Source organism: Clostridium sp. 1001271B_151109_B4, from assembly GCF_015670405.1.
Taxonomy (GTDB): Bacteria; Bacillota; Clostridia; order Clostridiales; family Clostridiaceae; genus Clostridium.
In genome coordinates this window covers 65,406-91,353 of the sequence record NZ_JADPBQ010000001.1, presented here as the reverse complement: position 1 = coordinate 91,353, position 25,948 = coordinate 65,406, and the positions used below count along the sequence as shown (strand labels likewise).

The following is a 25,948-nucleotide window of genomic DNA, read 5'->3' as shown; positions in this document are numbered from 1 at the left end:
CCCTCACTTCATTAAATTGTGAGAAAATCTTATAATAATGTAAATTATAATACAAAAAAATAAATTTCTATGTTTTATATTACTATGATACTAAATATTAAGTCAATCTATTATTTTCTTCCTAAAATCTGATCATTAGTTGGTAACTTTAATTCTTTTTTTCTTTTTGTCATAATTCCACCTATTCTACCTGTTTCTTCAGCAGTTAATCCTCCCCATCCACACTCATCTACTTTTTCACTTAAGCCTAATTCTTCTGCAATTTCATATTTTATCTTTTCACGCATTTTTTCTTGTGGTGTAAGTTCTTTATTAGTCTTAATTTTTGACTTTATTATCTTCTTTAGTGGTGTTTTACTCATGAAAATTCCCCCTATATAAAATTTATAAAAATATTTTCTCCTATATCCTTTATATTTATACAAAATACGCTGTTACAATTTTGTAATACATTCATATAATAAAATTAAGTATATATGAATAAATTACTAAATATTCCTTGAAAGTTTTGTATATAAAAGGTATAATCTAAATCATATAAGTTTATAAATAGATAGAGGTGCGGTACTTAAGAGTATTATTATGGATTTAAGCGTGTTAAAATAATAGGAAAGGATTTATCGCCGAAGTATATAGCCTAAGCTTTACAGCTATATAACTGGGGGTATGTATAATATGCATATTTCTGTCACATTTTTATGTGGTGAGCTATCATTTAAGGATCTTTTGTATTTATATGTACAGTATACCTTGAGTGATAACTCAAGGTTTTTTTAATAGTAAATTTAATCTTCCTAAATTTGGACAGAATATTTTCTATTATTAAATTTATATATGCAAATATTAAGAGTAAAAAAGGGGGAACCAAAATGTACAATATTGCAATTATTGGTAGTACTGGTAATGTAGGTAGAAAATTTTTAGAAATATTAGAGGAAAGAAATTTCCCTATTAAAAATCTATATCTTTTTGCTTCTCAAAGATCAGCAGGATCTTATTTAGAATTTAAAGGTCAAAAATATATAGTAGAAAATACTTGTGAAGAAAATATCAAAAATAAGAAAATAGACATTGCATTATTTTCAGCAGGTGGAGATACAAGTTTAAAATTTGCTCCTATTTTCTCATCATATGGAGCAGTTGTTATAGATAACTCAAGTGCTTGGAGAATGGACAAAAACGTTCCTTTAGTTGTTCCTGAAGTTAACCCTGAGGATTTAAAAAATCATAATGGAATTATTGCTAACCCAAATTGTTCTACAATTCAAGCAATGGTACCATTAAAAGCTTTATTAGATAAGTATGGAATAAAAAGAGTTGTGTATTCAACATACCAAGCTGTTTCAGGGGCAGGAATGCAAGGTATAGCTGATTTAGAAGATGGTTTAAATGGAGTTGCTCCTAAAAAATTCCCATACCCAATAGCTGGTAACTGTCTTCCTCACATAGACGTATTTTTAGATAACGGTTATACTAAAGAAGAAGAAAAAATGATTAACGAAACAAGAAAGATTTTACACGATGAAAATTTAAGAATAACTGCTACAACTGTAAGAGTCCCTGTTTTAAATAGCCATAGTGAAAGCATTAATGTTGAATTAAATAATCCATTTGAAATAGAAGATATATTTACATTATTTGAAAATACCCCTGGATTAACAGTTTATGATAATGTTAGCGAACTTAAATATCCAACACCATTAGAAGTATCAGGAAAAGATGATGTTTACGTTGGTAGAATAAGACGTGATTTTAGTATAGATAATGGCTTGAATTTATGGGTTGTTGCAGATAACATAAGAAAAGGAGCAGCATTAAATGCTGTACAAATTGCCGAAGTATTAATTAATAATAACTGGCTTTAGGAGGAATATAATGTCAATTTTTAAAGGCTCAGGTGTAGCTATAATTACACCTTTTAATGAAAATGGTATAGATTTTGAGAAATTCAGAGAATTACTTGAATGGCATATAAAAGAATCTACTGATGCTATTATCGTTTGTGGTACAACAGGCGAAGCAACTACAATGACAGAAAAAGAAAAAAAAGATGCTATTAAATTCACAGTTGATACTGTAAATAAACGAATCCCTGTTATTGCTGGTACTGGTGGAAATAATACCAGAACTTCTATAGAAATGAGTCTTTATGCAGAAAGTGTTGGTGTTGATGGTTTACTTGTTATTACACCATATTATAATAAAACAAATGCTGAAGGATTATTTATGCATTTCAAAGCAATTAACGATGCTGTAAAGACTCCAATAATACTTTATAATGTTCCAAGTAGAACTAATATGAACATTACAGCTGAGACATTATTAAAACTTACAGAGCTTAATAATGTTGTAGCAATAAAAGAAGCAAGCGGAAACTTAAGTCAAATAGCTAAAATGAAAGCTTTATGTGGTGACAAAATTGATATTTATTCAGGTAACGATGACCAAGTAGTTCCAATAATGTCACTAGGAGGAGTTGGTGTAATTTCTGTTGCAGCTAATATCGTTCCGAAAACTATTCATGATATGTGTAAATATTATTTAGAAGGTGATTGTTCTAAAGCAACAGCTTTACAATTAGAATATTTAGATTTAATTAACGATTTATTTATTGAAACAAATCCAATCCCTGTAAAAACAGCTATGAATATTATGGGAATGAATGTTGGCGAATTAAGATTGCCTCTTTATAAAATGAATGACAAGAATCAAGAAACTTTAGTTAATACACTAAAGAGACACAATTTAGTATAGAAGGAGTATATTTTATGGTTAAAGTACTATTAAGTGGATGTTGTGGGAAAATGGGAACTGTTATTACTAATTTAGTAAGTGAATTTCCTAATTTAGAGATTGTTGCTGGTATTGATAAATTTCCTAAGGAAGAAAAATATCCTGTATTCACTTCACCAGATGATGTTAATATAGAATATGATGTTCTTTTAGATTTTTCTAATGTCAGCACTCTACACAAATTATTAGAATTAACAGAAAAAACAAAAAAACCTTTAGTAATTTGCTCTACTGGTTATAATCAAGATGATTTAAATTTAATAAGTGAAAAAAGTAAAACTTTACCTTTATTTAAATCAGCTAATATGTCTTTAGGTATTAACCTTATTAACTCATTATTAAGAAAAGTTACTCCTTTATTATATGGAAATTATGATATTGAAATAATTGAAAAACATCACAATCAAAAATTAGATTCTCCAAGTGGTACTGCATTACTTTTAGCTGATACTATAAAGGAATCAATTTCAGATGAAACTCACTATGTTCACGGTAGAGATGGGCATAAAAAGAGAGAGAAAAACGAAATAGGAATTCATGCAGTTAGAGGTGGATCTATAGTTGGAGATCATGATGTAATATTTGCTGGAACTGGTGAAGTTATCGAATTATCTCATAAAGCAATTTCAAGAGATGTATTTGCCATTGGTGCTTTAAAAGCATGTGAGTATATGGCTACAGTATCAGAAGCTGGACTATACAATATGGATGATGTTTTAGGTTTATAAAAATAGAGCTACTTAATGTAGCTCTATTTTTATATTGTTTTATTGGCTTATGAAATATTTGGATATATATTTTTTTTGCTTTTGTATATACTAAGGTTGTAAGTTATATTATTAATATTTAGGAGGAAAAATAATGCCAAAAGATAGTCAACCAGATAACAAAGTTGCCAGAATGGAAAAATGCAATTATCAAACTCCAATTACTGAAGAAGGCCATAATCATAATCCAAATTTAAAACATAAATCTGTAAAAAGAGAAGGAGTTTCTAGCAATCATTATAATCCTGCTGGAAATTAAAAAGAGAGTCATATTTGACTCTCTTTAATTCATTATTCCTTATATGCATATTTGAAAGAAATTTTTCCTAATGTAGAAATTCTAACACCTTTAACATTTTCATTTGCAGCTGTTACTGTTGTATAGTAATATATTGGTAATATTGGCATTTCATCCATTAATATATCTTCAGCTTCTCTTAACATTTCAAGTCTTTTTTCAGAATCTGTTTCAACTTTTGCAGCAGCAATTAATTCATCATATCTAGCATTGCTAAATCCAGTGTCGTTGTTTCCTCCACTCGTAGTCCATAAATCTAGGAATGTCATTGGATCTATATAATCCCCACTCCATCCATGTCTTGCAATTTGGTAATCCCCTTGTTGTCTAGTATTTAAGAATACAGCCCATTCTTGGTTTGTCAATTCAACATTTACACCAATTTCTTCCCAATTTTGTTGGATTATTTGGCATATATCTTTATGAGCACCTTCTGAATTGTACATTAATTCTATTGTTGGTATTCCCTTACCATCTTCATAACCAGCTTCTTTTAATAACTCTTTAGCTTTTGCAATATTTCCTTCCATATCTGATGGATCATAATATTCTTTTGAAGCAAAATCATTACCATTTTCATCTGTAATACCTTGAGGAACAAAGCTATAAGCAGGTACTTGTTCAGCTTTACCAACGTTATCAATTATCTCTTGTCTATCTATAGCAAGATTTAATGCTTGTCTAACTAATTTATTACTTAATACTTCTTTTACATCTTCACTTAATGTATCTTGTTTACCAACATTTATTGCGAAATAATAGCTTCCTAATTTAGGGTTAACATGAACTAAGCCTTCTTCTATACCTGGCTCGATTTCATTTGTTGGTACAGAGTTAACCATATCAAAGTTTCCAGCTTTTAATTCTGAGTATGCAGTAGTATCATCTGAAACTAATTTAAAAGTTAAAGTTTCTAATTTAACACTGTCTTTATCCCAATAGTTTTCATTTTTTTCAAAAACTAATTGATCTTTCATATCCCATTGTACTAATTTGAATGGACCATTTGAAACATAAGTTTCAGGATTAGTTGCCCATCCTTCTGGATTAGCAGAAACTATATCTTCTCTTAAAGGAACATATGTTGTAAATGCTAATAATTGTGGGAAGTATGATGTTGGAGTTTCTAAAGTAACTTCTAATGTTTTTTCATCAATTACATTAATTCCAACTTCATCAGCTGTTACTTCTCCATTATAGAATTTTTCTGCATTTTTGATGTAGAATAATTGATAAGCATATTCAGCCGCTGTTTCTTTATTTAATGCTCTTAACCAAGAGTACTTAAAGTTATCAGCTGTTACAGCTTCTCCATCAGACCATTTAGCATCTTCTCTTATTTTAAAAGTATATACTAATCCATCTTCTGAAACTTCCATACTTTCAGCTGTACCTTCTACAGCCTGGTCATTTTCATCTAATACCATTAAACCTTCAAAAGCATTTAATATCATTGTTCCTGCTCCTGAAGAATTGTTTAATGTTGGGTCCATTGTTTCTGGATCCTCACCTAAATTAAATACTAATTGTTGGTTAGAAGAACCACTTCCACTATTAGCTGAGCTATCGCCACAACCAATGAATAAAGAAGTAGCTAATGTTGCAGCTAATACAACTGCACATAATTTCTTTAGTTTTGTACTTTTCATTTAAATTTTCCCCCTTGTTTTTATTTATCTAAATTGCGCATCGCAATTGACAACTTAAACTAAAAACTTCAAATATTATTAGTTAAAGTTATCCTTCTCATATTGAAAAGGTACTCTTTTTTTAACTGGCTAAATAATTTATTTAGCCAGTTATAATTTTTTTCAAATAATAAATGTTTTTTTAGCTCTGTTAAGATACTAACTATTTATACAAATGACATGCAACAAAATGTCCTGGTTCAACCTCTTTTAATTCTGGATTAATTTCAGAACATACCTTCATTGCATCTTTACATCTACCTTTAAATCTGCAACCTGGTGGCGGATCTATTGGTGATGGAATATCTCCTTCTAAAACTATTCTTTTATTAGCCTTTGCAACCTTAGGATCAGGTATTGGAACTGCTGATAAAAGTGCTTTAGTATAAGGATGTTTTGGATTCATATAAACATCATCTGCTGGACCTTTTTCTACCATTTGCCCTAAATACATAACTCCAATATGAGTTGATATATGTTTAACCATTGAAAGGTCATGTGCTATAAATAAATAAGTTAATCCAAACTCTTCTTGCAATTCTTCAAGCATATTTATAACTTGAGCTTGAATAGAAACATCAAGTGCTGATATTGGTTCATCACATACTATAAAATCTGGTTGAACTGCTAATGCTCTTGCAATACCAATTCTTTGCCTTTGTCCACCAGAGAATTCATGAGCATATCTATTAATGTGACTACCATTTAAGCCTACTTTATCTAATAAATATCTAATTCTATCTTCTCTTTCTTTTCCTTTAAACAAACCATGAATATCAATTGCTTCACCGATAATGTCTCCAACAGTCATTCTTGGGTTAAGTGATGCATATGGATCTTGGAAAATCATTTGCATGTTTTTTCTTAAAGATACCATCTTCTTTTCACTTAATCCTGTAATATCTTGTCCATTAAAAATTATTTGACCTGAAGTTGGTTCATATAATTTTAAAATAGTTCTTCCAGTAGTAGTTTTACCACACCCTGATTCTCCTACTAACCCTAAAGTTTCTCCCCTTTTAATTGTAAAAGAAACATTATCTACTGCCTTAACAAAGCTCTTCTTTGAAAATAATCCTTTGTTTGCAGGGAAGTATTTACAAAGGTTTTTAACCTCTAAAATAACGTCATTTTTATTTTCCATTATTCTTCCCCCCTTATTGGTGATTCAACTTTTGGTGCATTTTCATGACATAACCAACATGCTGCTTTGTGACCTTCTTCTACTTCAAATAGTGGTGGTTGTTTTTCCTTACATATTTTCATAGCATAATCACATCTTGCAGTAAATGGACATCCAACTGGTGGTTTTAATAAATCTGGTGGTTGTCCTTCAATAGGAATTAATTTTTCTCTTAATTCACTTTTTGGATTTGGTACACTTCTTAAAAGTCCCCATGTATAAGGATGTTTTCCTCTATAGAATATATCTTCAGTAGTACCTTCTTCAACTATTAGCCCACCATACATAACATTAATTCTTGAACATAAGTCTGCAACTACTCCTAAGTCATGTGTAATTAAAATTATTGATGTATCTAATTTATTTTTTAAATCTTTCATTAAATCTAATATTTGAGCTTGTATAGTAACATCAAGTGCTGTAGTAGGTTCATCTGCAATAATAAGCTTAGGTTCACATATTAAGCTCATTGCAATCATAACTCTTTGTCTCATACCACCTGAAAATTCATGTGGATATTGCTTTAATCTTTTTTCTGGACTTGGAATTCCTACCATATCAAGCATCTCCACTGCTTTTTTCATAGCTTCTTTTTTAGATATCTTTTTATGTTTTATTAAATGTTCAGTTAATTGATCACCTACTGTGAATAATGGATTTAATGATGTCATTGGATCTTGGAAAATCATTGCCATATCATTTCCTCTTATTGTTTGCATCATCTTTTCACTAGGTTTTGTTATATCTTTATCATCAAATAAAATTCTTTCTGCATCTATTTTTGCATTTTCCCCTAAAAGTCTCATTATAGTCATCATTGTTACTGACTTACCACATCCAGATTCACCAACAACACCAAGAGCTTCCCCTTTTTCTAAATGGAATGATACTCCTCTTACAGATTGTACATCTCCAATATGAGTCTTAAATGATGTTTTTAAGTTTTTAACTTCTAATAATTTACTCATATATTTCTCCTCCTATTTTTGATGCTTTGGATCTAAAGCTTCAGTTAATCCATCACCAAATAAGTTAAATGCTAAAATGATTAAACAAATCATAGCAGCTGGGAATAATAATTGATAAGGTTGAGTTGTTAACAATCCCTTAGCATCATTTGCTAGTGTTCCTAAAGAAGCAAGTGGCGCGTTTAAACCTAAACCTATGTAACTTAGGAATGCTTCAGTAAATATAGCTGAAGGTACAAATAATGTCATTGTTACTATGATTGAACCTAAACAGTTAGGAATTAAATGTCTTAATAATATTCTTGTTTTAGATGCACCTAATGTTTTAGCTGCTAATACAAATTCTTGTTGTTTAAGTTGAAGGATATCTCCTCTAACTATTCTAGCCATACCAACCCAAGATGAAATAGCCATTGCAACAATAATTGCAAACATACCAGTTGATCCGTCTTTCTTTAAAACATTCATTAATAATACTACATATATTAATGTAGGAATTGAATATAAAACATCTACAATTCTCATCATTATATTATCAACTTTTCCACCTAGAAAACCTGCGACACCACCATATAAAACCCCAATAACAAGATTTAAAACTGATGCAGCAAAAGCAATAATTAATGAATATCTTGCACCATACATAACTCTTACAAATAAGTCTCTTCCTAAATTATCAGTTCCAAACCAGTGTTGTGCATTTGGCCATAAATTAGAAGCTGTTTTATCTGTAGATTTATAAGTAAATCCATATAATTTTTCAATTAAGATTGGTCCAAATATTGCAAATATAATAATTACTACAATCATTATTAATGAAAATAATGCTACTTTATTTTGTTTTAATCTTCTCCAAGCATTTGCCCAATAACCAACACTTGGTCTTATAACATCTTCAGCTTTTTTCTCTTCAGTACTTAAAGGAGAAAATAAATCGCTATCAATGTTTAAATCTAAATTCTCTGCCATTACGTTTTTCATTATCTCTCCCCCTTTTATGACTCAAGTTTAATTCTTGGATCCACTACAACATATAGTAAATCAACAATTAAATTACAAATTACTATGAATGTACAATAGAAAGCTAAAACACCTAACAATGCTGTATAGTCTCTATTTGTTATAGTTAATGTAAATTCATTTCCTAATCCAGGAATAGCAAATATCTTTTCAACTACGAATGAACCTGTAAGGACACCTGCAGTCAAAGGTCCTAAATATGTTACTACTGGAATTAATGAATTTCTTAACGCATGTTTAAATATAACTTTTCCACCACTTAAACCTTTAGCTTTTGCAGTTCTAATATAATCTGATTTTAATACATCAATTAACTTATTTCTTGTTAATCTAGTTATAAACGCCATAGAACTTCCTGATAATGCAATTACAGGCATTATATAATTTTCAGGCTTGCTGATACCTGTAGCTCCTAATATTTTTAATTTTACCGTAAATACGAATATCAATAAGGATCCGATAACGAAACTCGGAATCGTAATTCCCAGAGTTGCAATTATCATACATATCCTATCAGGCCATTTATCTGCATTTAATGCTGCAACAACACCAAGTAAAATACCAATAACTACAGAAGCGACAATAGCAACTGCTCCAACTTGTGCTGATTTTGGGAAACCATTTTTTATAGTATCAATAACTTGTCTACCTTTATATTTCATTGATTGCCCAAAATCACCTTTTAATAAACCTTTCATATAGATAACATATTGTTCTCCCATAGGTTTATCTAAGCCATATTTTTCATTTAATACTTCTTTCATTTCTGCAGTAATCTTTTCGCCTTCAAAAGGTCCTCCTGGCATAATTCTTACAAGAAAGAACACAATTGTTATTACTGCCCAAATTGTAACTATACTAGTTAAAATTCTTTTTCCAATATACTTTAGCATTTGTGTACAACCCCCATCCAAATTTTTTAAAAGCTAAATGTTAACAATTTATATTAATTATAATATATTTATAATATTTGTCAAAATACATCGTTAAATATTTTCTTAATAAATTAGTATATTATTAAATTTAACGCATATTTTTTTGCAATATAATAAATAACGTTGCACATTTCAGGCAACGTTTACATTTACTATTTTAGCCATTTAAACCATTATATTTTAGAATATTACACTTTTTTCATTGGAAATTCTATTAATAAATTATTTACTATTTGAATTTAACTCTTCTAATCATAAACAAACATTTTCTTTTTTTTATACTACCTAAGACGGACATATTTTAATATTTTTAGTATTTTTTTACATTAATATACTTATATATTTGATATATACTCGATTATAAAACAAAAAAGACATAGATCTACATATATAATTTATAGTAAGACCTATATCTTTTAAATATTATTATAATATACACTAAAGCTTTTTAATAAACTTTTCTAATCTATTTAACGATTCATTTAGTTCTTCATCTGAGTAACAATAAGATAATCTTAAATATCCTTCTCCACCATTACCAAAGGCTGTACCTGGTACACAAGCTACTTTTTCCTCATGCAAAAGTCTTAATGCAAACTCTTCAGATGACATATTATACTTTTTAATTGAAGGAAATACATAAAATGCGCCTTTTGGTATAACAACTTCTAATCCCATTTCCTTTAATCTTTTAACTACAAAATCTTTTCTTTTCTTAAAAATACCTTTCATATATTCTACATCATTTAATCCATATTTAAATCCATCATATACTGCCCATTGACAAATTGATGGTGCACATGAAACATTATATTGATGAACTTTAATTATTTCTTCCATTAAATATTGGCTACATGCATAATAACCAACTCTAAGACCTGTCATAGAAAACATTTTAGAAAACCCACCAACATATATTATCTTTTCTTTTATTTCTTTACATTGTGCTACGCTATAATATTTTTCATAACATAATGCTTCATAAATCTCATCAGTAATAACAATTATATCATTATCCTTAATTACTCTTATCAATTTTTCCTTTTCTTCCTTAGATAGCACTGCACCTGTTGGGTTACTTGGTAATGATAAGACTAAATATTTTATATTCATATCTTTTATTTTATTCTCTATATCATCTATATTAATATTAAATTCATTATCTAAAGAATAATTAACTACTTCTCCACCTAATATAGTAACAATACTTTCATAAGCTGGATAAGCTGGTGTAGGTATTAAAACTTTATCATTTTTATTAATTAATGCTGTAAATATATTAAATAACGCTTCACTCCCTCCAACAGTGATACATATTTCATTTACATCATATGAAATATCTTTTGTATTTAAATACTTACGTATTTCATTTCTTAATTCATCTATTCCTAAATTACTTGTATATGTTGTTTTGTTTTCATTAATGGCTTTAATTAATCCCTCTTTTATCGCTTTTGGTAATTCAAAATCTGGTTGACCTAATGTTAACGAAATAGCTCCATCAACTTTCTGTACTTCATTATAAAATTTTCTAATACCTGATATCTTAACATTTTTCATATTTTCATTCATTAATATTGCCCCCTTGGCTTTATTATAACTATTTCTTCTTTAAGTAATTTTATAGTAAATAACCTAGTCAGTAAAGTTTTTTCTACTATTTTACTAATGTCTCTTTAAAAGACTCTTTATTTCTATTATAATTATATGTGCTCAGGTAAAAATTTGGGGCTTAATGCAGAAAGGATGATTTTATGAATTATAATTTAACTGATCCTTATGAAATCGCAAGATTCATTAAAGATTCAAAAAAGACGACACCTGTAAAGGTATATGTGAATGGTGACTTAAGCGAAGCTTCACTAGAAAATATCGAATATTATGGTAATGACAATTTTTACATATTATTTGGAGAAACTGATGTAATTACTGAAATAATATTAGAAAATAAACACAAAATAAAAACATTTAGAGTTGAGAATGATAGAAGAAATTCTGCTATACCAATGTTAGACCTTTTATCAATAGATGCAAGAATTGAACCAGGTGCTATTATCAGAGATAGAGTTTCTATCGGTAAAAATGCTGTTATTATGATGGGTGCTGTTATCAACATTGGTGCTGAAATTGGTGAAGGAACAATGGTTGATATGAATGCAGTTATCGGAGCTAGAGGGCAACTTGGTAAGAGAGTTCACTTAGGTGCTGGTGCTGTTGTTGCTGGTGTTTTAGAACCACCAAGTAAGGAACCTTGCCAAATTGGAGATGATGCATTAATCGGTGCTAATGCAGTAATACTTGAAGGTGTTAAAATAGGTGCTGGCGCTGTTGTTGCTGCTGGTTCTGTTGTTACTGAAGATGTTCCTGCTGGAGTAGTAGTTGCTGGTTCTCCTGCAAGAATAATCAAAAACGTAGATGATAAAACTAAGGATAAAACTCAAATCTTAGATGATTTAAGAAAATAAAAAAACTCCCAATTGGGAGTTTTTTTATTAAGCACTTTTTAAACAGCGCCTTCTTCATGATTGATATTATCTGTATGTTTAGCTTCTTCTTCAGAAACCTTTTCCATCTTAGAAATTGAAACCTCATAAGCAACTTTTTTAACAACTTCATTCTCATTAATCTTCTTTTGATATTCACGACTTTGAAGTCTTCCCCATACCCTTATATTATCTCCAACTTCTAATGTTTGACAGAATCTTGAATTTCTTCCCCAAGCAATAGTTGGAATGTAATCTGATTTATTATATGCTCTATTTACAGCTAATAACACATCAGCAATTTCCCTTCCAAATGGCGTCTTTCTATAAACTGGTTCCTTACATATATAACCATCTAAGAAAATTTCGTTTGGATTCTTGCTTCTTTCTATGCATGGTTCAATGTTTCTAGCGAAAACTGTTAATATTAATTTATTTGCTCCATCTACGAACTTATTATAAGATCTTAATTGACCTAAAACTACTATTTCCTTACCTATAGATAAATCCATATTACTTATAAGTCTTTCAGATACCGTAATGTTTAATAAATCTACAGAATCACTTAATCTAGTTACCTCCAATAGGAAAGTATAAAAACCTTCCCCATACATCTCATGACTAAACTCCATACCACTCACGATTTTTCCTTCAAGATAAATCTTGTTATTTAACATCAAATTGTCCATCTTTACCCCTCTCTCCCTTAGTAATTAATAAAATTCTTATTGCCGTAATAAATATATCAAGGATTATTTCCATTATAATACAAATCACTCATAACTTTCAATATTTTTCTAATATTTATTTTAAAATTTGTTCACCATTTTCATTTATGGTATAATTTCCATCATAAATCAGCTCGCTAATAGTAACAAATTCATATCCTTCATCGCTTAACTCTTGAATAAACTTCTTTAAGTTCTGCGGTGTATATTTTGCATTATTATGAAAAAGTATTATAGATCCTTCTTTTGCTTTTTTTATTATTCTTTCATATTCGGCTTGTGCGCTCTCCTCCTTATAATCTATTGAATCTACATTCCATTGAATGCATTCATATCCTAAGCTTCTAACATATTCAACAGCCTTATCATTATAATCTCCACTTGGAAACCTAAATAATGTTGTTTTTTGTCCAGTAGCTGCATATATAATATCTTCAGTTTTTTTAATTTCATCAGACATTCTTTCTTCTGAAATTTTAGTAAATGAAGGATGTATATAACTATGATTTCCTATCTCATTCCCACCATCATTTATTTTCATTAACTTTTCTCGGTTCTCATCGCTATAATTAATCCATCCACCCATTATGAAGAATGTACCTTTAGCATTACCTTCTTCTAAAACATCTAAAATATCATATATGTATTCATTTTCCGCCCAATTCACATCAAAAGTTAATGCTATTTTCTTTTCATCTGTCTTTACACTGTATATAGGTAATTGTTTTGTTTGGCTTGACCATGTACTTGTACTTTCTTTACTATAAACAACAGAAATAATTATAACTAAAATAAGAATTAATATGTTTATACTAGCCTTTTTATTGACTTTCATAACAACACTCCTAAACTTAATTTTCAATAATTTATATTCTAAAAATATATTATTATGACTACAATATTCCATATACTTAAATTTGTGATATAATAAAATAGACACTTTCATAATGGAGGTTAATTATGTACGAGAATTCAGCAGAACTAGCAGAAAATAAGCTTTTAGTTTTATACGTTATAAAATCATTAAGGCAGCCTATATCTAAATCTCAACTTAATGAGATTATTCTTGAAAATAATTTCATTAATTATTTTACATTACAACAATATATTAGTGAGCTTGAAACCTCAGAGTTTGTTTGTTATATTGAAAAAAATGATAAGAAGTTGATAACAATAACAAAAAAAGGAGAAAATGTATTATCTATATTTAACGAAAGAATTTCTCCAATAAAAAGAGATATAATTGATAATTATATCTCAAAAACAATCGATAATATAAAAAAAGAACTAACAATTCATAGTGATTACACTATTGAAAAGAACAATTCTTTTATTGTTGATTTAAAGGCCCTTGAAGATGAAATATTACTTATAGATTTAAAAATTTCTGTTCCAACTAAAAAGCAAGCTTCAAGTCTTTGTGCTAAATGGAAGGAAAACCCTTCAGATATTTATACCAAAATCGTTCAAGCACTTTTTAATGAAGAAGCTTAAAATAAGATCATAGCATTTGGTTCTGATTCAATTGCTATGATTTTTTCTATTTTGTTTTCTTCTAATATAATTAGCCTACCTTTTAAATAATCTCCTATATAGAGTTTATTTTCGTGCTTTAAAATTCCCTTAGGCATTCCACCTATATATAGTGTTTTTTCAAGATAATACTTTTTTTTATTTACTATGCTAATACTACCCTCAGTAAAATTTGTAATATAAATATATTCTTCATCTTCATACAAATCTATGGGAGATGTACCCACTTCTATTCTAGCCACTCTATTAAATGTTTCTGTTGAGAAAACATCCAAAAATCCACTTTCATCGCTTCCTAAAAAACTTTCACAAATATAAACAAACTTTTCATCCTTAGATACTTTTACTTTAGTTGGATATTCTGGTGTTGAGAGGGTATTTATTATTTGATAATCATCAATTCTTACTATATTAGTGCAGTTTTCTTCTAAATTTGATACAAATATTAATCCACCCTTATTACAATAATCAAGACTATGTGGCCAGCTACCTGTTTCAATTTCCCAGGATACCCTATTTTTAGATAAATCATATTCTACAATAGAATTAGACTCCCCACATATTGTATATATTTTATCATTAACTCTTAACAAATCATTTGGTTTCGGACCAATTTTTATATTTTTAGATTCAATTAAAGGATCACATGTAAAAATTGATATAGAATCGCTATAATTATTTGCAGTTAAAATTTCATTTTTATATTTTCTAATACCATGTGGACCAACTGGTGTTTCAGATAACGCAAATAATATTTTTTTCACTTCTAAAGTATCTATTTTAATAAGTGAAAGTGAATCAGCACCTGTATTGCATAAAACTATAGAACTCAATACTACACCCCCTCTAAACTTCTATGTATTTTAATATATGCAAATTCTAATTACTTGGCTACTAGTGTAATTTCATTGTTTCTCTTTATTTTTCTTTAATCTGAATATATAATAATACGGTACTTATAATTTATTTGGAGGTTTAGGATATGTTTGTTTATAAAACATCTGGAGTATGTTCTAGTGAAATACACGTTGAAGTGAAGGATAACGTAATTGAAAGTGTTGAATTTGTTAGAGGATGTCCTGGAAACTTGCTTGGTATTTCAGTTTTAGTAAAAGGTATGAATATTGATGAGGCTATAGAAAAACTTAAAGGAATTGATTGCAGAGGAAAAGGAACTTCTTGCCCTGATCAATTATCAAAGGCTTTAGTTGAATATAAATCTTCTATTGCATAGTAAAAAGTAAAAAGCGACAAGCTCTAACTTGTCGCTTACATTTTCTATAAATAATAATATAATTATTATTTAATTAATTCAAGAGCTATTTCCATCATATCAGTAAATGTATTTTGTCTTTCTTCTGGAGATGTTTCTTCTCCTTTAAAAATATGATCAGAAATTGTTAAAATTGATAAAGCTTCAACATCATTCTTTGCTGCTAATGTATAAAGTTCTGCCGTTTCCATTTCTACAGCTAAAACACCATAATCAGCCCAAGTCTTTAATGAAAAATGATTTGTATCATCATAGAATAAATCACTTGATAATACATTTCCTACTTTAACATTTGCACCCTTTGCTTTAGCAATATTATATGCATTATATAATAAATCAAAATTAGCACTTGGAGCATAATCAAGACCATTGAATCTTCTTTTATTAATTCCTGAATTTGTTGAGGCACTTTGAGCAAGGACTATATCTCTTACATTTACATTATCACTACAAGAACCTGCTGATCCTATTCTTATAAGTCTTTTAGCACCATAGAATTGAATTAATTCATTGACATAAATTGAATGTGATGGTAACCCCATTCCTGTACCTTGTATTGAAACTCTCTTTCCTTTATAAGTACCTGTATAACCATACATTCCTCTTACTTCATTATAGCACACTGCATCTTCTAAAAAGTTTTCAGCTATAAATTTTGCTCTTAATGGATCTCCTGGTAATAATACTGTTTCTGCAATAGCTCCTTCTTTAGCCATTATATGTAAATGCTTTGACATATACATTTCCTCCTTTTCTTTACTTTATTATTTAATAGTATAGTATATTCTTTTCTAATAGTAAATGTTTAACTTTTCAAGTTATTTAAAATTTTAGGTTTTATTTTTTTCTTTTTAATACTCATTTACGAGTATTTCATATAAAAGTATATTTAGCGATAATTTCTTCTGTTTATATTGTCATTGCTAGTGCATAAAAATAAGAGCCCAAATCAGTTGAACTCTTACTTTTCCGTTTATTTAATATATTATTTTTTAATATAACTTGTTATTATCTTTCTTATATCACCAATCATATATAATGATCCACTTGCTAATATAATATCATTTTCACCAGCATCACTTAAAGCTTTTATGTATGCTTCTTCATAATCATCATATGAATTGCAATTTGAATTATATTTAATTATTTCGTTCTTTAAATCCTCTGCTAACTCTGCTCTTACTGAATTAGGTGTAACAGCATATACTTTCTTTGCCATTGGTGTTATTACTTTAACCATTTCTTCAACATCTTTGTCTGCTAAAATACCTAAAATTAAATATAAATTATTATATTTAAAATATTTTTTTATATTTCTACTTAATGTTTCTATACCTTGTATATTATGTGCCCCATCAATTACAACATAAGGATTAGTTGATAATACTTCTAATCTTCCTTTCCAAGAAACATTTTTTATACTTTCAGCTATAGTTTCTATAGATATATTAATTATATTTCTTTTATTTAAAATATCAATTACTTTTATTGCTACACTTAAGTTCATTATTTGATGTTCGCCAAGTAATGGCAATAATATATTGACCTCTTTATCAGAATCAAATCTTAACAACTGGTATGGTTTATCTTCATTTTCTATTCTAATAAATCTTAAATTATTATCATCTGCTATATAAAGCTCTGAATCCATTTCAGAACACTTATCTTTAATTACTTTTAAAGCTTTCTCCTGTTGAGGATATATTACTGTAGGAATACTATTCTTAATAATTCCAGCCTTTTCTCCAGCTATTTCTTCTATTGTATTTCCTAATAAATTTGTATGGTCAAAACTTATAGATGTTATAACTTGAAGTATTGGGTTAATAACATTAGTAGAATCTAATCTTCCTCCTAGCCCTACTTCTATAACCCCAAAGTCTATATTTTCTTTTTTAAAGTATAAAAGCATTAAAACAGTAATTATTTCAAATTCTGTTGGATGATTATATCCACCCTCTATTACTTTATCAACAGCTTCCTTAACCTCATCCATTAGATCTGCTAAAGTTTCTTTTGGTATATTGTTTCTATTAATTTGAATTCTTTCTTCAAATTCTTCAATAAATGGAGATGTATACATACCTACTTTATATCCTGCGCCCATTAATATTTCTGTTATCATCGAAGTCGTAGAACCTTTTCCATTTGTTCCTGCGATATGTATAAGTTTTAAGTCCTTTTCAGGATTACCTAAGTACTCTAATAACTTATGGGTTCTTTCTAATCCGTAATTTGAACCAAAATTACCAACTTCAGTTATATATTTCATTGCTTCTTCGTATCTCATAACTTACCTCATGTTAATTTAAATTTATGTAATAATTATATACTATATTTTATAAAAGAAAAAGGAAACCTAGGTTAGGCTTCCCAATTATTAAGTATTTATTTAATTATTAATATTTCTCTTAAAAGTATAGTATGTTCCTCCAAAATAAATTATATAAAAACTAATCATTAACATCACTCCAACGATAATACTTAAAATAAATGTTTTATCTCCAACAAACACTTTGATTATATCCTTATAAAATAAGTAAAAATTATATACAAATATTGCAACACCAATCATTGCTATAACAATAGGTATTATAAAGTATATTGAAATTTGTTTTAAAATTATTTTATTTATTTCATTTTCTTCAATGCCTAATTTCCTAAGAACATTAAATCTATCCTTATGTTCAATTGAATCAGTAAGTTGGACTAAGTGATAAAATAGTTAAACTTATCATAAGAAGCACTATTCCTAAATATACCCCTAATATTCTCATAGCTAAAATTGTATTTAAAATATTATTTGTTTCAAATGATTTAATTCTTATTTTCTTGAATGATTATATATAAATATAAAATTATTCATACTTTCACTAGATAATTTATTCATAATCTTTCTCCGCCTTACTTATTCCTCTTCCTCTAATTTATAAAAATTAAGATTTAGCATTAATTGCTTTAATATACCTTAGATTTTTTATAATCAAATCTGATTTCCACCAATTCTTGCTTATATTTCATTGTTCAGGATAATCTGTCCATGACCATGTAATACTCAACGTTCCATCTGATTCTTGAGTATTTAAAATAAATGCACCTTGCCTCCATTTTCAAACAAATATCTCCACCTTGCCATATCAAGCGGTCTAGCATTCCTATAAATAAAGTTTTTAGCCTTTTCATAGCACATAGTGATACCTCTCTTTAATTCCCATCTAGTGAATTTTTTTATCATAATCAAATTCTGCTTACATTATTGCTATAAGATTATCAATATCTTTTCAGTAATTTTTTTAAATTTTATATTCCTCTTAATTCCTACTCTCACTTATTATACCATATATCAATTTTACTTTTCCATTCTTATTAATTTATTCTAATTATTGTTTGTAATTTTACACATTATTATATAATCACAATACCTTTAAAATAAAAAAGTCAGTAATAATTTTTACTGACCACCATCTATATTATTAAATTATATTATACTTCTACGTTACCTTTACTTTTCTTTATTATAGAAATTATACTTGCTGCTAATATTCCAGTAACTCCTCCAAGAGCAAAGAACAAAACTATTTCTTCGGTTATAACACCTACAATTATCCCAATTCCAACACCAGCTGCTATTCCCTTAGTTAAATACTCATAATCTTTTTCAGATAAAATTATCTTTTCTAAAAATTTCTTCATATCTTCAATACCTCTTATCATCATTATATATATTAGACTATTTATATTACCTTTTTGTTTCATAACTTATATTATTTTTTAATACGCTCTGTAAATTTAGAGTTACCTAATCTACATAATATTAAACTTGTGTACTAATTTTCTTATAAAACCCTTCTTTATTAACTTATATATAGCATTTCAATAATCAATATCGAATCTGGCAATTATTCTAAAACTTCAAATTTGGTCCAAGAAAACTTAGCATTGTAATATATCATTTATTTATTCCTATCATTGCTTAACAATTTTATTTAAAATAAAAATGACTAATAAAACTTATTTTAGCTTTATTAGTCATTTTATAAATTTATATGCTTTTAAAATTAAGTTTAGTCTTCTTTAGACATTGATGATAAATTATTTCCTTGAGTTCCATCTGGCTTGGTTCTTAAGTATTCTTCACCCTTTTTAGAGTGAGCAATAATTACACCATCAATTTGCCCATTTTTAGCCATCTCAACCCCTTGTGCTTTATCAACTGTTGTACCATTTTCTAATACATATTGCATTATTTCTCCACTACTATCTTTAATTGTTTCAACTATTTTATTACTCATATTATTATTCACCTCTTAATCTTATTTTTCACAAAATTAATATTATTATGCATATTAATATTCTATTTCTATGCTTTTTCTAATAATATGAATAAAATCTTATCATAAATATAACTTTAAGTATTTTTACTTATATTACATTTAAGAATTTTTCTTTACTAAAATAAAAGCTACAATTAAAGTTAATGCTTCACCTATAGGCATACTAATCCAAACTCCATTGATTCCAAAAAAAATAGGTAAAATAAACACACCAATAGAAACAAATAAAATCCCCCTTAAAAAAAACAATTATAAATGATTCCTTTGATAATTCTATCGATTGAAAATATGCTCCTATCACCATATTTAATCCCATTATTGTAAATGAAGTTGAATAAATTCTAATTGAATTTATTCAACTTCATTGGAAAGAAATATTTAAAATATAATTTATATACATTGTTGTCTTTTAATAAATTCATAATGTCCCCTAATTATTTTATAAATAAAAGCAAGTGACAAATCCTATTAACTTGTCACTTGCTTTATTAAATTTGTAACTATTTTAAAGTATCTATTCTAACTAATACTGCATCAAGCATTTCTTGATACTTAACTAGCTTTTCTTTTTCACCAGCAATTACAGCTTCAGGCGCTTTAGCTACAAATCCTGCATTAGAAAGTTTCTTTTCTATTCTTGTAACTTCACCTTCTAATTTCTTCTTTTCTTTATTTAATCTTTCAAGTTCCTTATCCTTATCAACTAAGTCTAAAAGTGGCATAAATAATTCCCCACCTTTAACTACTAATGATACTGCATTTTCTGGAACTAATGATGTATCTGCTATGAACTCAACTTCAGAAGCTGAACCTAGTTTTTCCATATAAGGAATTCCAGCATTAAATGCTTCCTTAGCTTCATCAGAAATGTAGCAAATTACTTTTGCTTTTCTTGATGGTGGTACGTTCATTTCAGCTCTAACATTTCTTAATCCCTTAATAGCTTCAATAACAAATTCCATATCTTTTTCAGCCTTGCTATCTGCTAAATCTTCAGCATATTCTGGCCAATTTGAAATTGCTATAGATTCTCCTTCTGTTAATGTAGTATATATTTCTTCAGTTATATATGGCATAGCTGGGTGTAATAATTTTAATCCTGTAGTTAATACAGTGTTTAATACGTTGTAAGCTACTCCCTTAGCTTTTTCATCATCACTGAAGAATACTGGTTTAACAAGTTCTATATACCAGTCACAGAACTCAGTCCACATAAAGTCATAAACCTTTTGATTTGCTATTCCAAGCTCATACTTTTCTAGGTTCTCTGTTACTTCTTTAACTACAGTGTTCATTCTTGAAAGAATCCATTTATCAGCTAAGCTGTAATCTGTACAATCAGCATACTTATTCATTAATTCTTTATCAAGGTTCATCATAACGAATCTTGAAGCATTCCAAATCTTATTAGCAAAATTTCTTGCTGCTTCAACTTTTTCAGGAATATATCTTATATCATTTCCTGGTGTGCTTCCTGTAACTAACATGAATCTTAATGCATCAGCACCATATTCCTCAATTACTTGTAATGGGTCAACACCATTTCCTAGAGACTTACTCATCTTAATACCATTAGCATCTCTTATAATACCATGCATTAATACTGTATCAAATGGAGTTTTATCCATGTTATATAATCCTGAGAATATCATTCTTGCAACCCAGAAGAATATGATATCATATCCAGTAACTAATACATTACCTGGATAGAAGAAATCTAAATCTGGTGTTTTTTCTGGCCAACCTAAAGTTGAGAAAGGCCATAATGCAGATGAGAACCAAGTATCAAGAACATCTTCATCTTGTCTTATATTTTCAGATCCACATTTTGAACACTTGCATGGTGCATCAACTTCAACCATAATATGATTGCAATCATTGCAATAGAATACAGGTATTCTGTGTCCCCACCATAATTGTCTTGAAATACACCAGTCTTGTATATTTTCCATCCAGTTGAAATATATTTTCTCAAATCTTTCTGGAACAATCTTTGTTTTACCCTCTTTAACAACATCTATTGCAGGCTTTGCTAGTGATTCCATCTTTACATACCATTGTTGTGATATTATAGGTTCAACTACAGTGTTACATCTATCATGTGTTCCTACATTATGAGTATGAGGCTTAATTTTAACAAGTAATCCTTGCTCTTCTAAGTCTTTAATCATTTGTTTTCTAGCTTCATATCTATCTAAACCTTGGTATTTTCCACCTAACTCATTAATTACACCGTGATCATCCATTACTCTTATCATTGGAAGGTTATGTCTCTTACCAACTTCAAAGTCATTAGGATCATGTGCTGGAGTTATTTTAACTGCTCCTGTACCAAATTCGATATCAACATAATCATCACCTACTACTGGTATTTCTCTATCAGTTAAAGGTAATTTTAATGTTTTACCAATTAAGTGCTTAAATCTATCATCATTTGGGTTAACAGCAACTGCTGTATCTCCAAGTAATGTTTCTGGTCTTGTAGTAGCGATTTCTAAATATCCAGAACCATCAGCTAATGGATAGTTAATATGCCAGAAGCTACCTTCTTTTTCTTCATATACTATTTCTGCATCTGATAAAGCAGTAGTACATTTTGGGCACCAGTTAGTTATTCTGTTTCCTTGATAAATTAATCCATCATTATATAATTTAACAAATACTGTTCTAACAGCCTTATTTAAATTTTCATCCATTGTAAAAGCTTCCCTTGTGAAGTCACATGAAACTCCTAATTTCTTAAGCTGATTTCTAATAGTCCCTTTATACTCTTCAGCCCATTTCCAAACTTCATTTAAGAAGGCTTCTCTTCCCATTTCCTTTTTAACTTTACCTTCTTTTAATAACTCATTTTCAACCTTTACTTCAGTTGCAATTGAAGCATGGTCTGTTCCTGGAAGCCATAAAGTACAGTATCCTTGCATTCTTTTAAATCTAATTAACATATCTTGCATTGTATTATCAAGTGCATGACCTAAATGAAGCTTACCTGTAATATTTGGTGGTGGCATCATTATTGTAAATGGCTTCTTTGTTTTATCAACAACAGGAGTGAAATATTTTTTCTCTTCCCATGTTTTATAAATTCTTTCTTCAAAATCTTTTGGATTATAAGTTGTGGCTAAATTTTTCTTTTCTTCCATCAATAAAACCTCCTGAATAGTTTTTTATATATTTAAAGTTCTTAATATAAAGACCACTTTACAAATTTAAATGAAAATATTTTTTGTTTTTAAATGTATTTATTTACTATATTAATCAAAGATTAAAACACATTTATCTCATATAAAAGTGATATTACTTTAATTATAATATCCATAATTTAATTTTTAACTCAATTCCCTTACCCTTATATCTTTATAAAATACCATAAACATGCATAAAAAAGAGCCTTAGTCCTAAAAAAAGGACGAAGACTCGCGGTACCACCTTTATTCCTACTAAGCAAATTAGCACTTTACTTCTTATAGGCTCTTAATTAATATAACGACTAGAATGCCGTCTTTGATTACTATTATTTCACCAAAGAAACTCAAAAGCTACCTTCAGGATATTTCATATAGAAGGCTTACACCCTAGACCTTCCTCTCTTAATACGTCCTATTCCTTACTCCTCTTTATCACTGTTTTTTTATATTTAGTTGTTTTTATATTATGATATTTTTTTTATTTTGTCAACAAATGTCTTATAATTTTGAAATTTATTTTAAATTATTATATACAATATTCTAAACATAAGAATCTATTAATAAATGCATAAGACATATATTTTTCTCGTTCTAGTGTACTTATTTAGGAATTGTTAAATAAAACATGAAAAATCACTTATTCTTTCATGTGCTCTAGACCCTTTTTAGCAAGTTCAAGTTGCTGCTTATTTATAGATATTTTTCCTTTCACAATATCTATAAATCCACTTTCTTTTAGTTTTTTTATTGTCCTATTTATAGTTTTCACAGATATACCAAGCTCTTCATATAACTTCTCACGAGTTAAATGAATAACTATATTTCTTTTCTCATCTATATTATTTATTTCTGCATACTGTATTATAAACTCCAATAGTATAAAATTGGGTGGATAAAAAAGCTTAGCACCACTCCTTGAGGAAGACCTATATAACTTAAAAGCTACTTTTTTAGCTATAAGGCTTAATAAGTGTATATCTTTTTTTATCCACTCCTCAAAATCATTTCTTGGAATTTGTAACAATATACACTCAGTTGTAGCTTCTAATGTAACAGATGTTTTTTCCTCTTTAGCCAATATAGTTACTTCCCCTATAAAATCAATTGGCTCATTTTTCTCAATCATATATACATTACCATTTTCAAACTCATTTATTACTCTATGCTCCCCTGAACATACAAAAGCAAAATAATCTAGTTTGTAATTCTTTTGATGAATAATTTCCCCTGGACTAACTTTTCTTATTATACAAGTTGATTTTAAATATTCTGGCATATTTTTTAAATATTCATTCATTTCAGGTATTTTTTCTAAAAGTTCTTCAAATTCCATAACATTCCCTCTTTTTTTTTCAATATAATTCATTATAATACGAAAGTTTTTTAATAAAAAGTCCCATTTGTCCTTTTTTTATTCTTTTTTCCATTGTACTATTTAAATATAAATTTTATAAAAAGGAGACTACTTTATGGAAAACTATACTTATTCATCTTTAAGCGAAAGAATAAAATCAGAGTATAAACTCTTTATCGTTGCATTTATTTTTATACTAATTGCTGACTCTATTGGCCAAATAAAAATCCCTCTAGGTCATGGACAATTAATTTTATTTCCAATATTTTATTCATTATTTCTTGGGATAATATCTGGACCAGATGTTTTTAAAATATTTAATAAAAAAGAAGTTAAAGCTGCTTCAAAGCTAGTAATTGTTGCTATTTGCCCTTTTATTGCTAAACTTGGTATAAACGCTGGCGCAAATCTTTCAACTGTTATTCAAGCTGGCCCAGCTCTACTACTTCAAGAAATAGGTAATTTAGGAACTATCATTATAGCACTTCCATTAGCCCTATTACTTGGATTAAAAAGAGAAGCTATTGGTGCAACTCATTCTATAAACCGTGAAAGCAATTTAGCTCTAATCACCAATATGTATGGCTCTGATTCTTCTGAAGCAAAAGGAAGCTTATCAATTTATATTGTTGGAGGGCTAATTGGAACTATTTATTTTGGCTTTATGGCTACTATAATTGCTTCTTTAAATTTATTTCATCCTTATGCACTTGGAATGGCATCTGGTGTTGGAGCCGGTATAATGATGGCTTCAGCAACTGCAAGCTTAAGCGAAATATATCCTGCTATGGCTGATCAAATATCTGCTTTGGCTAGTGCTAGTGAAACTTTATCTGGTATTACAGGAATCTATGTAGCCATATTCATAGCAATTCCTTTATGCAATAAACTTTATAGTATCTTAGAACCTAGAATATCTAAACTAAAAAAGGAAAAAGGAGATGTAGTAAATGAGATATAAAGAATGGATATTTTTATTATTAATAGCTTGCCTTGGAATTATAACAGCTAATTTTGTAGGATTTAAAGTATCATTAATAGAATCATTGCCTGGTGCATTAGTTCTACTAGTAATATCTTTAATTAGCATTGTACTTTCTAAAATTCTACCATTTAAGTTACCTATAGTTGCATATTGTTCCATTATAGGATTATTTCTAGCTTCACCTATTTCTCCTATTTCTGAATTTGTTATAAATTCAGCTAATAAGATTAATTTTTCAGCTCCACTAACTTTAGTTGGTGCCTTTGCTGGAATCTCTATTGGTAGTGATATAAAATCATTTGCAAAGCAAGGCTGGAAAATGATAATAATAGCTATATTTGTTATGACAGGAACATTCTTTGGTTCAGCTGTTGTATCTCAAATTATATTAAAAATTACCAATACAATATAAGGAGCA

The 25,948-nt window shown here is 28.5% G+C and carries 26 protein-coding genes, 1 riboswitch and 1 other annotated feature; of the genes, 9 read left to right on the top strand and 17 right to left on the bottom strand.

What is annotated here, in order from left to right:
- Positions 1 to 110: 110 nt before the first annotated feature.
- A complete protein-coding gene (locus tag I4V63_RS00430) occupies positions 111 to 362 on the bottom strand; it encodes a small, acid-soluble spore protein, alpha/beta type (protein WP_042401284.1) in 252 nt (83 codons plus the stop codon).
- Positions 363 to 546: 184 nt separating this feature from the next.
- Positions 547 to 719, top strand: a riboswitch (Lysine riboswitch).
- A 150-nt stretch (positions 720 to 869) separates the two neighbouring features.
- On the opposite strand from I4V63_RS00430, the gene I4V63_RS00425 reads away from it, so the two are divergent.
- The 4 genes from I4V63_RS00425 to I4V63_RS00410 all read left to right on the top strand — a co-directional run bounded on the left by I4V63_RS00425 (position 870) and on the right by I4V63_RS00410 (position 3,819).
- Positions 870 to 1,865, top strand: coding sequence for an aspartate-semialdehyde dehydrogenase (locus tag I4V63_RS00425; RefSeq protein ID WP_195999343.1), 996 nt, complete (start codon positions 870 to 872; stop codon positions 1,863 to 1,865).
- 10 nt (positions 1,866 to 1,875) lie between these two features.
- Entirely contained in the window at positions 1,876 to 2,754 is an 879-nt protein-coding gene (gene dapA, locus I4V63_RS00420; protein ID WP_195999342.1) for a 4-hydroxy-tetrahydrodipicolinate synthase, read from the top strand.
- 14 nt (positions 2,755 to 2,768) lie between these two features.
- The gene (gene dapB / locus I4V63_RS00415; protein ID WP_195999341.1) at positions 2,769 to 3,521 is read left to right on the top strand and encodes a 4-hydroxy-tetrahydrodipicolinate reductase; all 753 of its coding nucleotides are present in this window, start codon (positions 2,769 to 2,771) and stop codon (positions 3,519 to 3,521) included.
- Positions 3,522 to 3,654: 133 nt separating this feature from the next.
- Positions 3,655 to 3,819, top strand: a complete 165-nt coding sequence (locus tag I4V63_RS00410; RefSeq protein WP_172676180.1) for a hypothetical protein — start codon at positions 3,655 to 3,657, stop codon at positions 3,817 to 3,819.
- 32 nt (positions 3,820 to 3,851) lie between these two features.
- On the opposite strand, the gene I4V63_RS00405 is transcribed toward I4V63_RS00410, so the two are convergent.
- From I4V63_RS00405 to I4V63_RS00380, 6 genes are all read right to left on the bottom strand, one after another.
- The gene (locus I4V63_RS00405) at positions 3,852 to 5,507 is read right to left on the bottom strand and encodes a peptide ABC transporter substrate-binding protein (protein ID WP_195999340.1); all 1,656 of its coding nucleotides are present in this window, start codon (positions 5,505 to 5,507) and stop codon (positions 3,852 to 3,854) included.
- A 202-nt stretch (positions 5,508 to 5,709) separates the two neighbouring features.
- Entirely contained in the window at positions 5,710 to 6,690 is a 981-nt protein-coding gene (locus tag I4V63_RS00400; RefSeq protein ID WP_042401249.1) for a dipeptide ABC transporter ATP-binding protein, read from the bottom strand.
- A complete protein-coding gene (locus I4V63_RS00395) occupies positions 6,690 to 7,697 on the bottom strand; it encodes an ABC transporter ATP-binding protein (RefSeq protein WP_195999339.1) in 1,008 nt (335 codons plus the stop codon). Before I4V63_RS00395 ends, I4V63_RS00400 begins: the two co-directional genes overlap by 1 nt.
- Before the next feature lie 12 nt (positions 7,698 to 7,709).
- Positions 7,710 to 8,666 (bottom strand): ABC transporter permease, encoded by a 957-nt coding sequence (locus I4V63_RS00390; RefSeq protein ID WP_195999533.1) that lies wholly within the window; start codon positions 8,664 to 8,666, stop codon positions 7,710 to 7,712.
- Between the two features lie 26 nt (positions 8,667 to 8,692).
- Positions 8,693 to 9,610 carry an ABC transporter permease gene (locus tag I4V63_RS00385; protein WP_195999338.1) on the bottom strand — a complete coding sequence of 306 codons (918 nt, stop codon included), beginning with the start codon at positions 9,608 to 9,610 and terminating at the stop codon, positions 8,693 to 8,695.
- A 480-nt stretch (positions 9,611 to 10,090) separates the two neighbouring features.
- A complete protein-coding gene (locus tag I4V63_RS00380; protein WP_195999337.1) occupies positions 10,091 to 11,224 on the bottom strand; it encodes an aminotransferase class I/II-fold pyridoxal phosphate-dependent enzyme in 1,134 nt (377 codons plus the stop codon).
- Between the two features lie 182 nt (positions 11,225 to 11,406).
- Between I4V63_RS00380 and dapD the strand changes: the two genes are divergently transcribed.
- Entirely contained in the window at positions 11,407 to 12,117 is a 711-nt protein-coding gene (dapD, locus tag I4V63_RS00375; protein ID WP_042402852.1) for a 2,3,4,5-tetrahydropyridine-2,6-dicarboxylate N-acetyltransferase, read from the top strand.
- Between the two features lie 38 nt (positions 12,118 to 12,155).
- On the opposite strand, the gene I4V63_RS00370 is transcribed toward dapD, so the two are convergent.
- Both I4V63_RS00370 and I4V63_RS00365 read right to left on the bottom strand, forming a co-directional pair.
- On the bottom strand, positions 12,156 to 12,824 hold the full coding sequence (locus I4V63_RS00370) for a single-stranded DNA-binding protein (protein ID WP_195999336.1): 669 nt from the start codon (positions 12,822 to 12,824) through the stop codon (positions 12,156 to 12,158).
- Between the two features lie 115 nt (positions 12,825 to 12,939).
- Positions 12,940 to 13,698 carry a polysaccharide deacetylase family protein gene (locus I4V63_RS00365; RefSeq protein WP_195999335.1) on the bottom strand — a complete coding sequence of 253 codons (759 nt, stop codon included), beginning with the start codon at positions 13,696 to 13,698 and terminating at the stop codon, positions 12,940 to 12,942.
- Positions 13,699 to 13,823: 125 nt separating this feature from the next.
- Between I4V63_RS00365 and I4V63_RS00360 the strand changes: the two genes are divergently transcribed.
- Positions 13,824 to 14,357: a DUF4364 family protein gene (locus I4V63_RS00360; protein WP_195999334.1), complete on the top strand. Its 534-nt coding sequence runs from the start codon at positions 13,824 to 13,826 to the stop codon at positions 14,355 to 14,357.
- On the opposite strand, the gene I4V63_RS00355 is transcribed toward I4V63_RS00360, so the two are convergent.
- Positions 14,354 to 15,229, bottom strand: a complete 876-nt coding sequence (locus tag I4V63_RS00355) for a YncE family protein (RefSeq protein ID WP_195999333.1) — start codon at positions 15,227 to 15,229, stop codon at positions 14,354 to 14,356. The genes I4V63_RS00360 and I4V63_RS00355 overlap by 4 nt on opposite strands.
- Positions 15,230 to 15,378: 149 nt before the next feature.
- Here I4V63_RS00355 and I4V63_RS00350 point away from each other — a divergent pair, with 149 nt between their 5' ends.
- Complete coding sequence (locus I4V63_RS00350) at positions 15,379 to 15,630, top strand: TIGR03905 family TSCPD domain-containing protein (RefSeq protein WP_195999332.1); 252 nt, start codon at positions 15,379 to 15,381, stop codon at positions 15,628 to 15,630.
- 65 nt (positions 15,631 to 15,695) lie between these two features.
- Here I4V63_RS00350 and deoD read toward each other — a convergent pair whose 3' ends face one another.
- The 7 genes from deoD to I4V63_RS00320 all read right to left on the bottom strand — a co-directional run bounded on the left by deoD (position 15,696) and on the right by I4V63_RS00320 (position 24,524).
- Entirely contained in the window at positions 15,696 to 16,406 is a 711-nt protein-coding gene (deoD, locus tag I4V63_RS00345; RefSeq protein ID WP_195999331.1) for a purine-nucleoside phosphorylase, read from the bottom strand.
- A gap of 248 nt (positions 16,407 to 16,654) precedes the next feature.
- Positions 16,655 to 17,959 (bottom strand): folylpolyglutamate synthase/dihydrofolate synthase family protein, encoded by a 1,305-nt coding sequence (locus tag I4V63_RS00340; protein WP_195999330.1) that lies wholly within the window; start codon positions 17,957 to 17,959, stop codon positions 16,655 to 16,657.
- A 102-nt stretch (positions 17,960 to 18,061) separates the two neighbouring features.
- Positions 18,062 to 18,319, bottom strand: a complete 258-nt coding sequence (locus I4V63_RS15865; RefSeq protein ID WP_347707707.1) for a hypothetical protein — start codon at positions 18,317 to 18,319, stop codon at positions 18,062 to 18,064.
- An 833-nt stretch (positions 18,320 to 19,152) separates the two neighbouring features.
- Positions 19,153 to 19,362 carry a hypothetical protein gene (locus I4V63_RS00335; RefSeq protein ID WP_195999329.1) on the bottom strand — a complete coding sequence of 70 codons (210 nt, stop codon included), beginning with the start codon at positions 19,360 to 19,362 and terminating at the stop codon, positions 19,153 to 19,155.
- 371 nt (positions 19,363 to 19,733) lie between these two features.
- The gene (locus I4V63_RS00330; protein WP_042402826.1) at positions 19,734 to 19,961 is read right to left on the bottom strand and encodes a DUF3892 domain-containing protein; all 228 of its coding nucleotides are present in this window, start codon (positions 19,959 to 19,961) and stop codon (positions 19,734 to 19,736) included.
- A gap of 542 nt (positions 19,962 to 20,503) precedes the next feature.
- Complete coding sequence (locus I4V63_RS00325) at positions 20,504 to 23,146, bottom strand: valine--tRNA ligase (protein ID WP_195999328.1); 2,643 nt, start codon at positions 23,144 to 23,146, stop codon at positions 20,504 to 20,506.
- Between the two features lie 259 nt (positions 23,147 to 23,405).
- Positions 23,406 to 23,636: a binding site (T-box leader), on the bottom strand.
- A 192-nt stretch (positions 23,637 to 23,828) separates the two neighbouring features.
- Positions 23,829 to 24,524: a Crp/Fnr family transcriptional regulator gene (locus tag I4V63_RS00320; RefSeq protein ID WP_195999327.1), complete on the bottom strand. Its 696-nt coding sequence runs from the start codon at positions 24,522 to 24,524 to the stop codon at positions 23,829 to 23,831.
- A gap of 136 nt (positions 24,525 to 24,660) precedes the next feature.
- On the opposite strand from I4V63_RS00320, the gene I4V63_RS00315 reads away from it, so the two are divergent.
- Together I4V63_RS00315 and I4V63_RS00310 are read left to right on the top strand one after the other, a co-directional pair.
- Complete coding sequence (locus tag I4V63_RS00315) at positions 24,661 to 25,506, top strand: DUF3100 domain-containing protein (protein ID WP_195999326.1); 846 nt, start codon at positions 24,661 to 24,663, stop codon at positions 25,504 to 25,506.
- Positions 25,496 to 25,942, top strand: coding sequence for a hypothetical protein (locus I4V63_RS00310; RefSeq protein WP_195999325.1), 447 nt, complete (start codon positions 25,496 to 25,498; stop codon positions 25,940 to 25,942). Before I4V63_RS00315 ends, I4V63_RS00310 begins: the two co-directional genes overlap by 11 nt.
- The last annotated feature ends 6 nt before the right edge of the window (positions 25,943 to 25,948 follow it).

Coding starts and splice junctions, on each gene's coding strand:
- I4V63_RS00430 (WP_042401284.1), bottom strand. CDS start 362: ATGAGTAAAACACCACTAAAGAAGATAATAAAGTCAAAAATTAAGACT.
- I4V63_RS00425 (WP_195999343.1), top strand. CDS start 870: ATGTACAATATTGCAATTATTGGTAGTACTGGTAATGTAGGTAGAAAA.
- dapA (WP_195999342.1), top strand. CDS start 1,876: ATGTCAATTTTTAAAGGCTCAGGTGTAGCTATAATTACACCTTTTAAT.
- dapB (WP_195999341.1), top strand. CDS start 2,769: ATGGTTAAAGTACTATTAAGTGGATGTTGTGGGAAAATGGGAACTGTT.
- I4V63_RS00410 (WP_172676180.1), top strand. CDS start 3,655: ATGCCAAAAGATAGTCAACCAGATAACAAAGTTGCCAGAATGGAAAAA.
- I4V63_RS00405 (WP_195999340.1), bottom strand. CDS start 5,507: ATGAAAAGTACAAAACTAAAGAAATTATGTGCAGTTGTATTAGCTGCA.
- I4V63_RS00400 (WP_042401249.1), bottom strand. CDS start 6,690: ATGGAAAATAAAAATGACGTTATTTTAGAGGTTAAAAACCTTTGTAAA.
- I4V63_RS00395 (WP_195999339.1), bottom strand. CDS start 7,697: ATGAGTAAATTATTAGAAGTTAAAAACTTAAAAACATCATTTAAGACT.
- I4V63_RS00390 (WP_195999533.1), bottom strand. CDS start 8,666: ATGGCAGAGAATTTAGATTTAAACATTGATAGCGATTTATTTTCTCCT.
- I4V63_RS00385 (WP_195999338.1), bottom strand. CDS start 9,610: ATGCTAAAGTATATTGGAAAAAGAATTTTAACTAGTATAGTTACAATT.
- I4V63_RS00380 (WP_195999337.1), bottom strand. CDS start 11,224: ATGAATGAAAATATGAAAAATGTTAAGATATCAGGTATTAGAAAATTT.
- dapD (WP_042402852.1), top strand. CDS start 11,407: ATGAATTATAATTTAACTGATCCTTATGAAATCGCAAGATTCATTAAA.
- I4V63_RS00370 (WP_195999336.1), bottom strand. CDS start 12,824: ATGGACAATTTGATGTTAAATAACAAGATTTATCTTGAAGGAAAAATC.
- I4V63_RS00365 (WP_195999335.1), bottom strand. CDS start 13,698: ATGAAAGTCAATAAAAAGGCTAGTATAAACATATTAATTCTTATTTTA.
- I4V63_RS00360 (WP_195999334.1), top strand. CDS start 13,824: ATGTACGAGAATTCAGCAGAACTAGCAGAAAATAAGCTTTTAGTTTTA.
- I4V63_RS00350 (WP_195999332.1), top strand. CDS start 15,379: ATGTTTGTTTATAAAACATCTGGAGTATGTTCTAGTGAAATACACGTT.
- deoD (WP_195999331.1), bottom strand. CDS start 16,406: ATGTCAAAGCATTTACATATAATGGCTAAAGAAGGAGCTATTGCAGAA.
- I4V63_RS00340 (WP_195999330.1), bottom strand. CDS start 17,959: ATGAGATACGAAGAAGCAATGAAATATATAACTGAAGTTGGTAATTTT.
- I4V63_RS00335 (WP_195999329.1), bottom strand. CDS start 19,362: ATGAAGAAATTTTTAGAAAAGATAATTTTATCTGAAAAAGATTATGAG.
- I4V63_RS00330 (WP_042402826.1), bottom strand. CDS start 19,961: ATGAGTAATAAAATAGTTGAAACAATTAAAGATAGTAGTGGAGAAATA.
- I4V63_RS00325 (WP_195999328.1), bottom strand. CDS start 23,146: ATGGAAGAAAAGAAAAATTTAGCCACAACTTATAATCCAAAAGATTTT.
- I4V63_RS00320 (WP_195999327.1), bottom strand. CDS start 24,524: ATGGAATTTGAAGAACTTTTAGAAAAAATACCTGAAATGAATGAATAT.
- I4V63_RS00315 (WP_195999326.1), top strand. CDS start 24,661: ATGGAAAACTATACTTATTCATCTTTAAGCGAAAGAATAAAATCAGAG.
- I4V63_RS00310 (WP_195999325.1), top strand. CDS start 25,496: ATGAGATATAAAGAATGGATATTTTTATTATTAATAGCTTGCCTTGGA.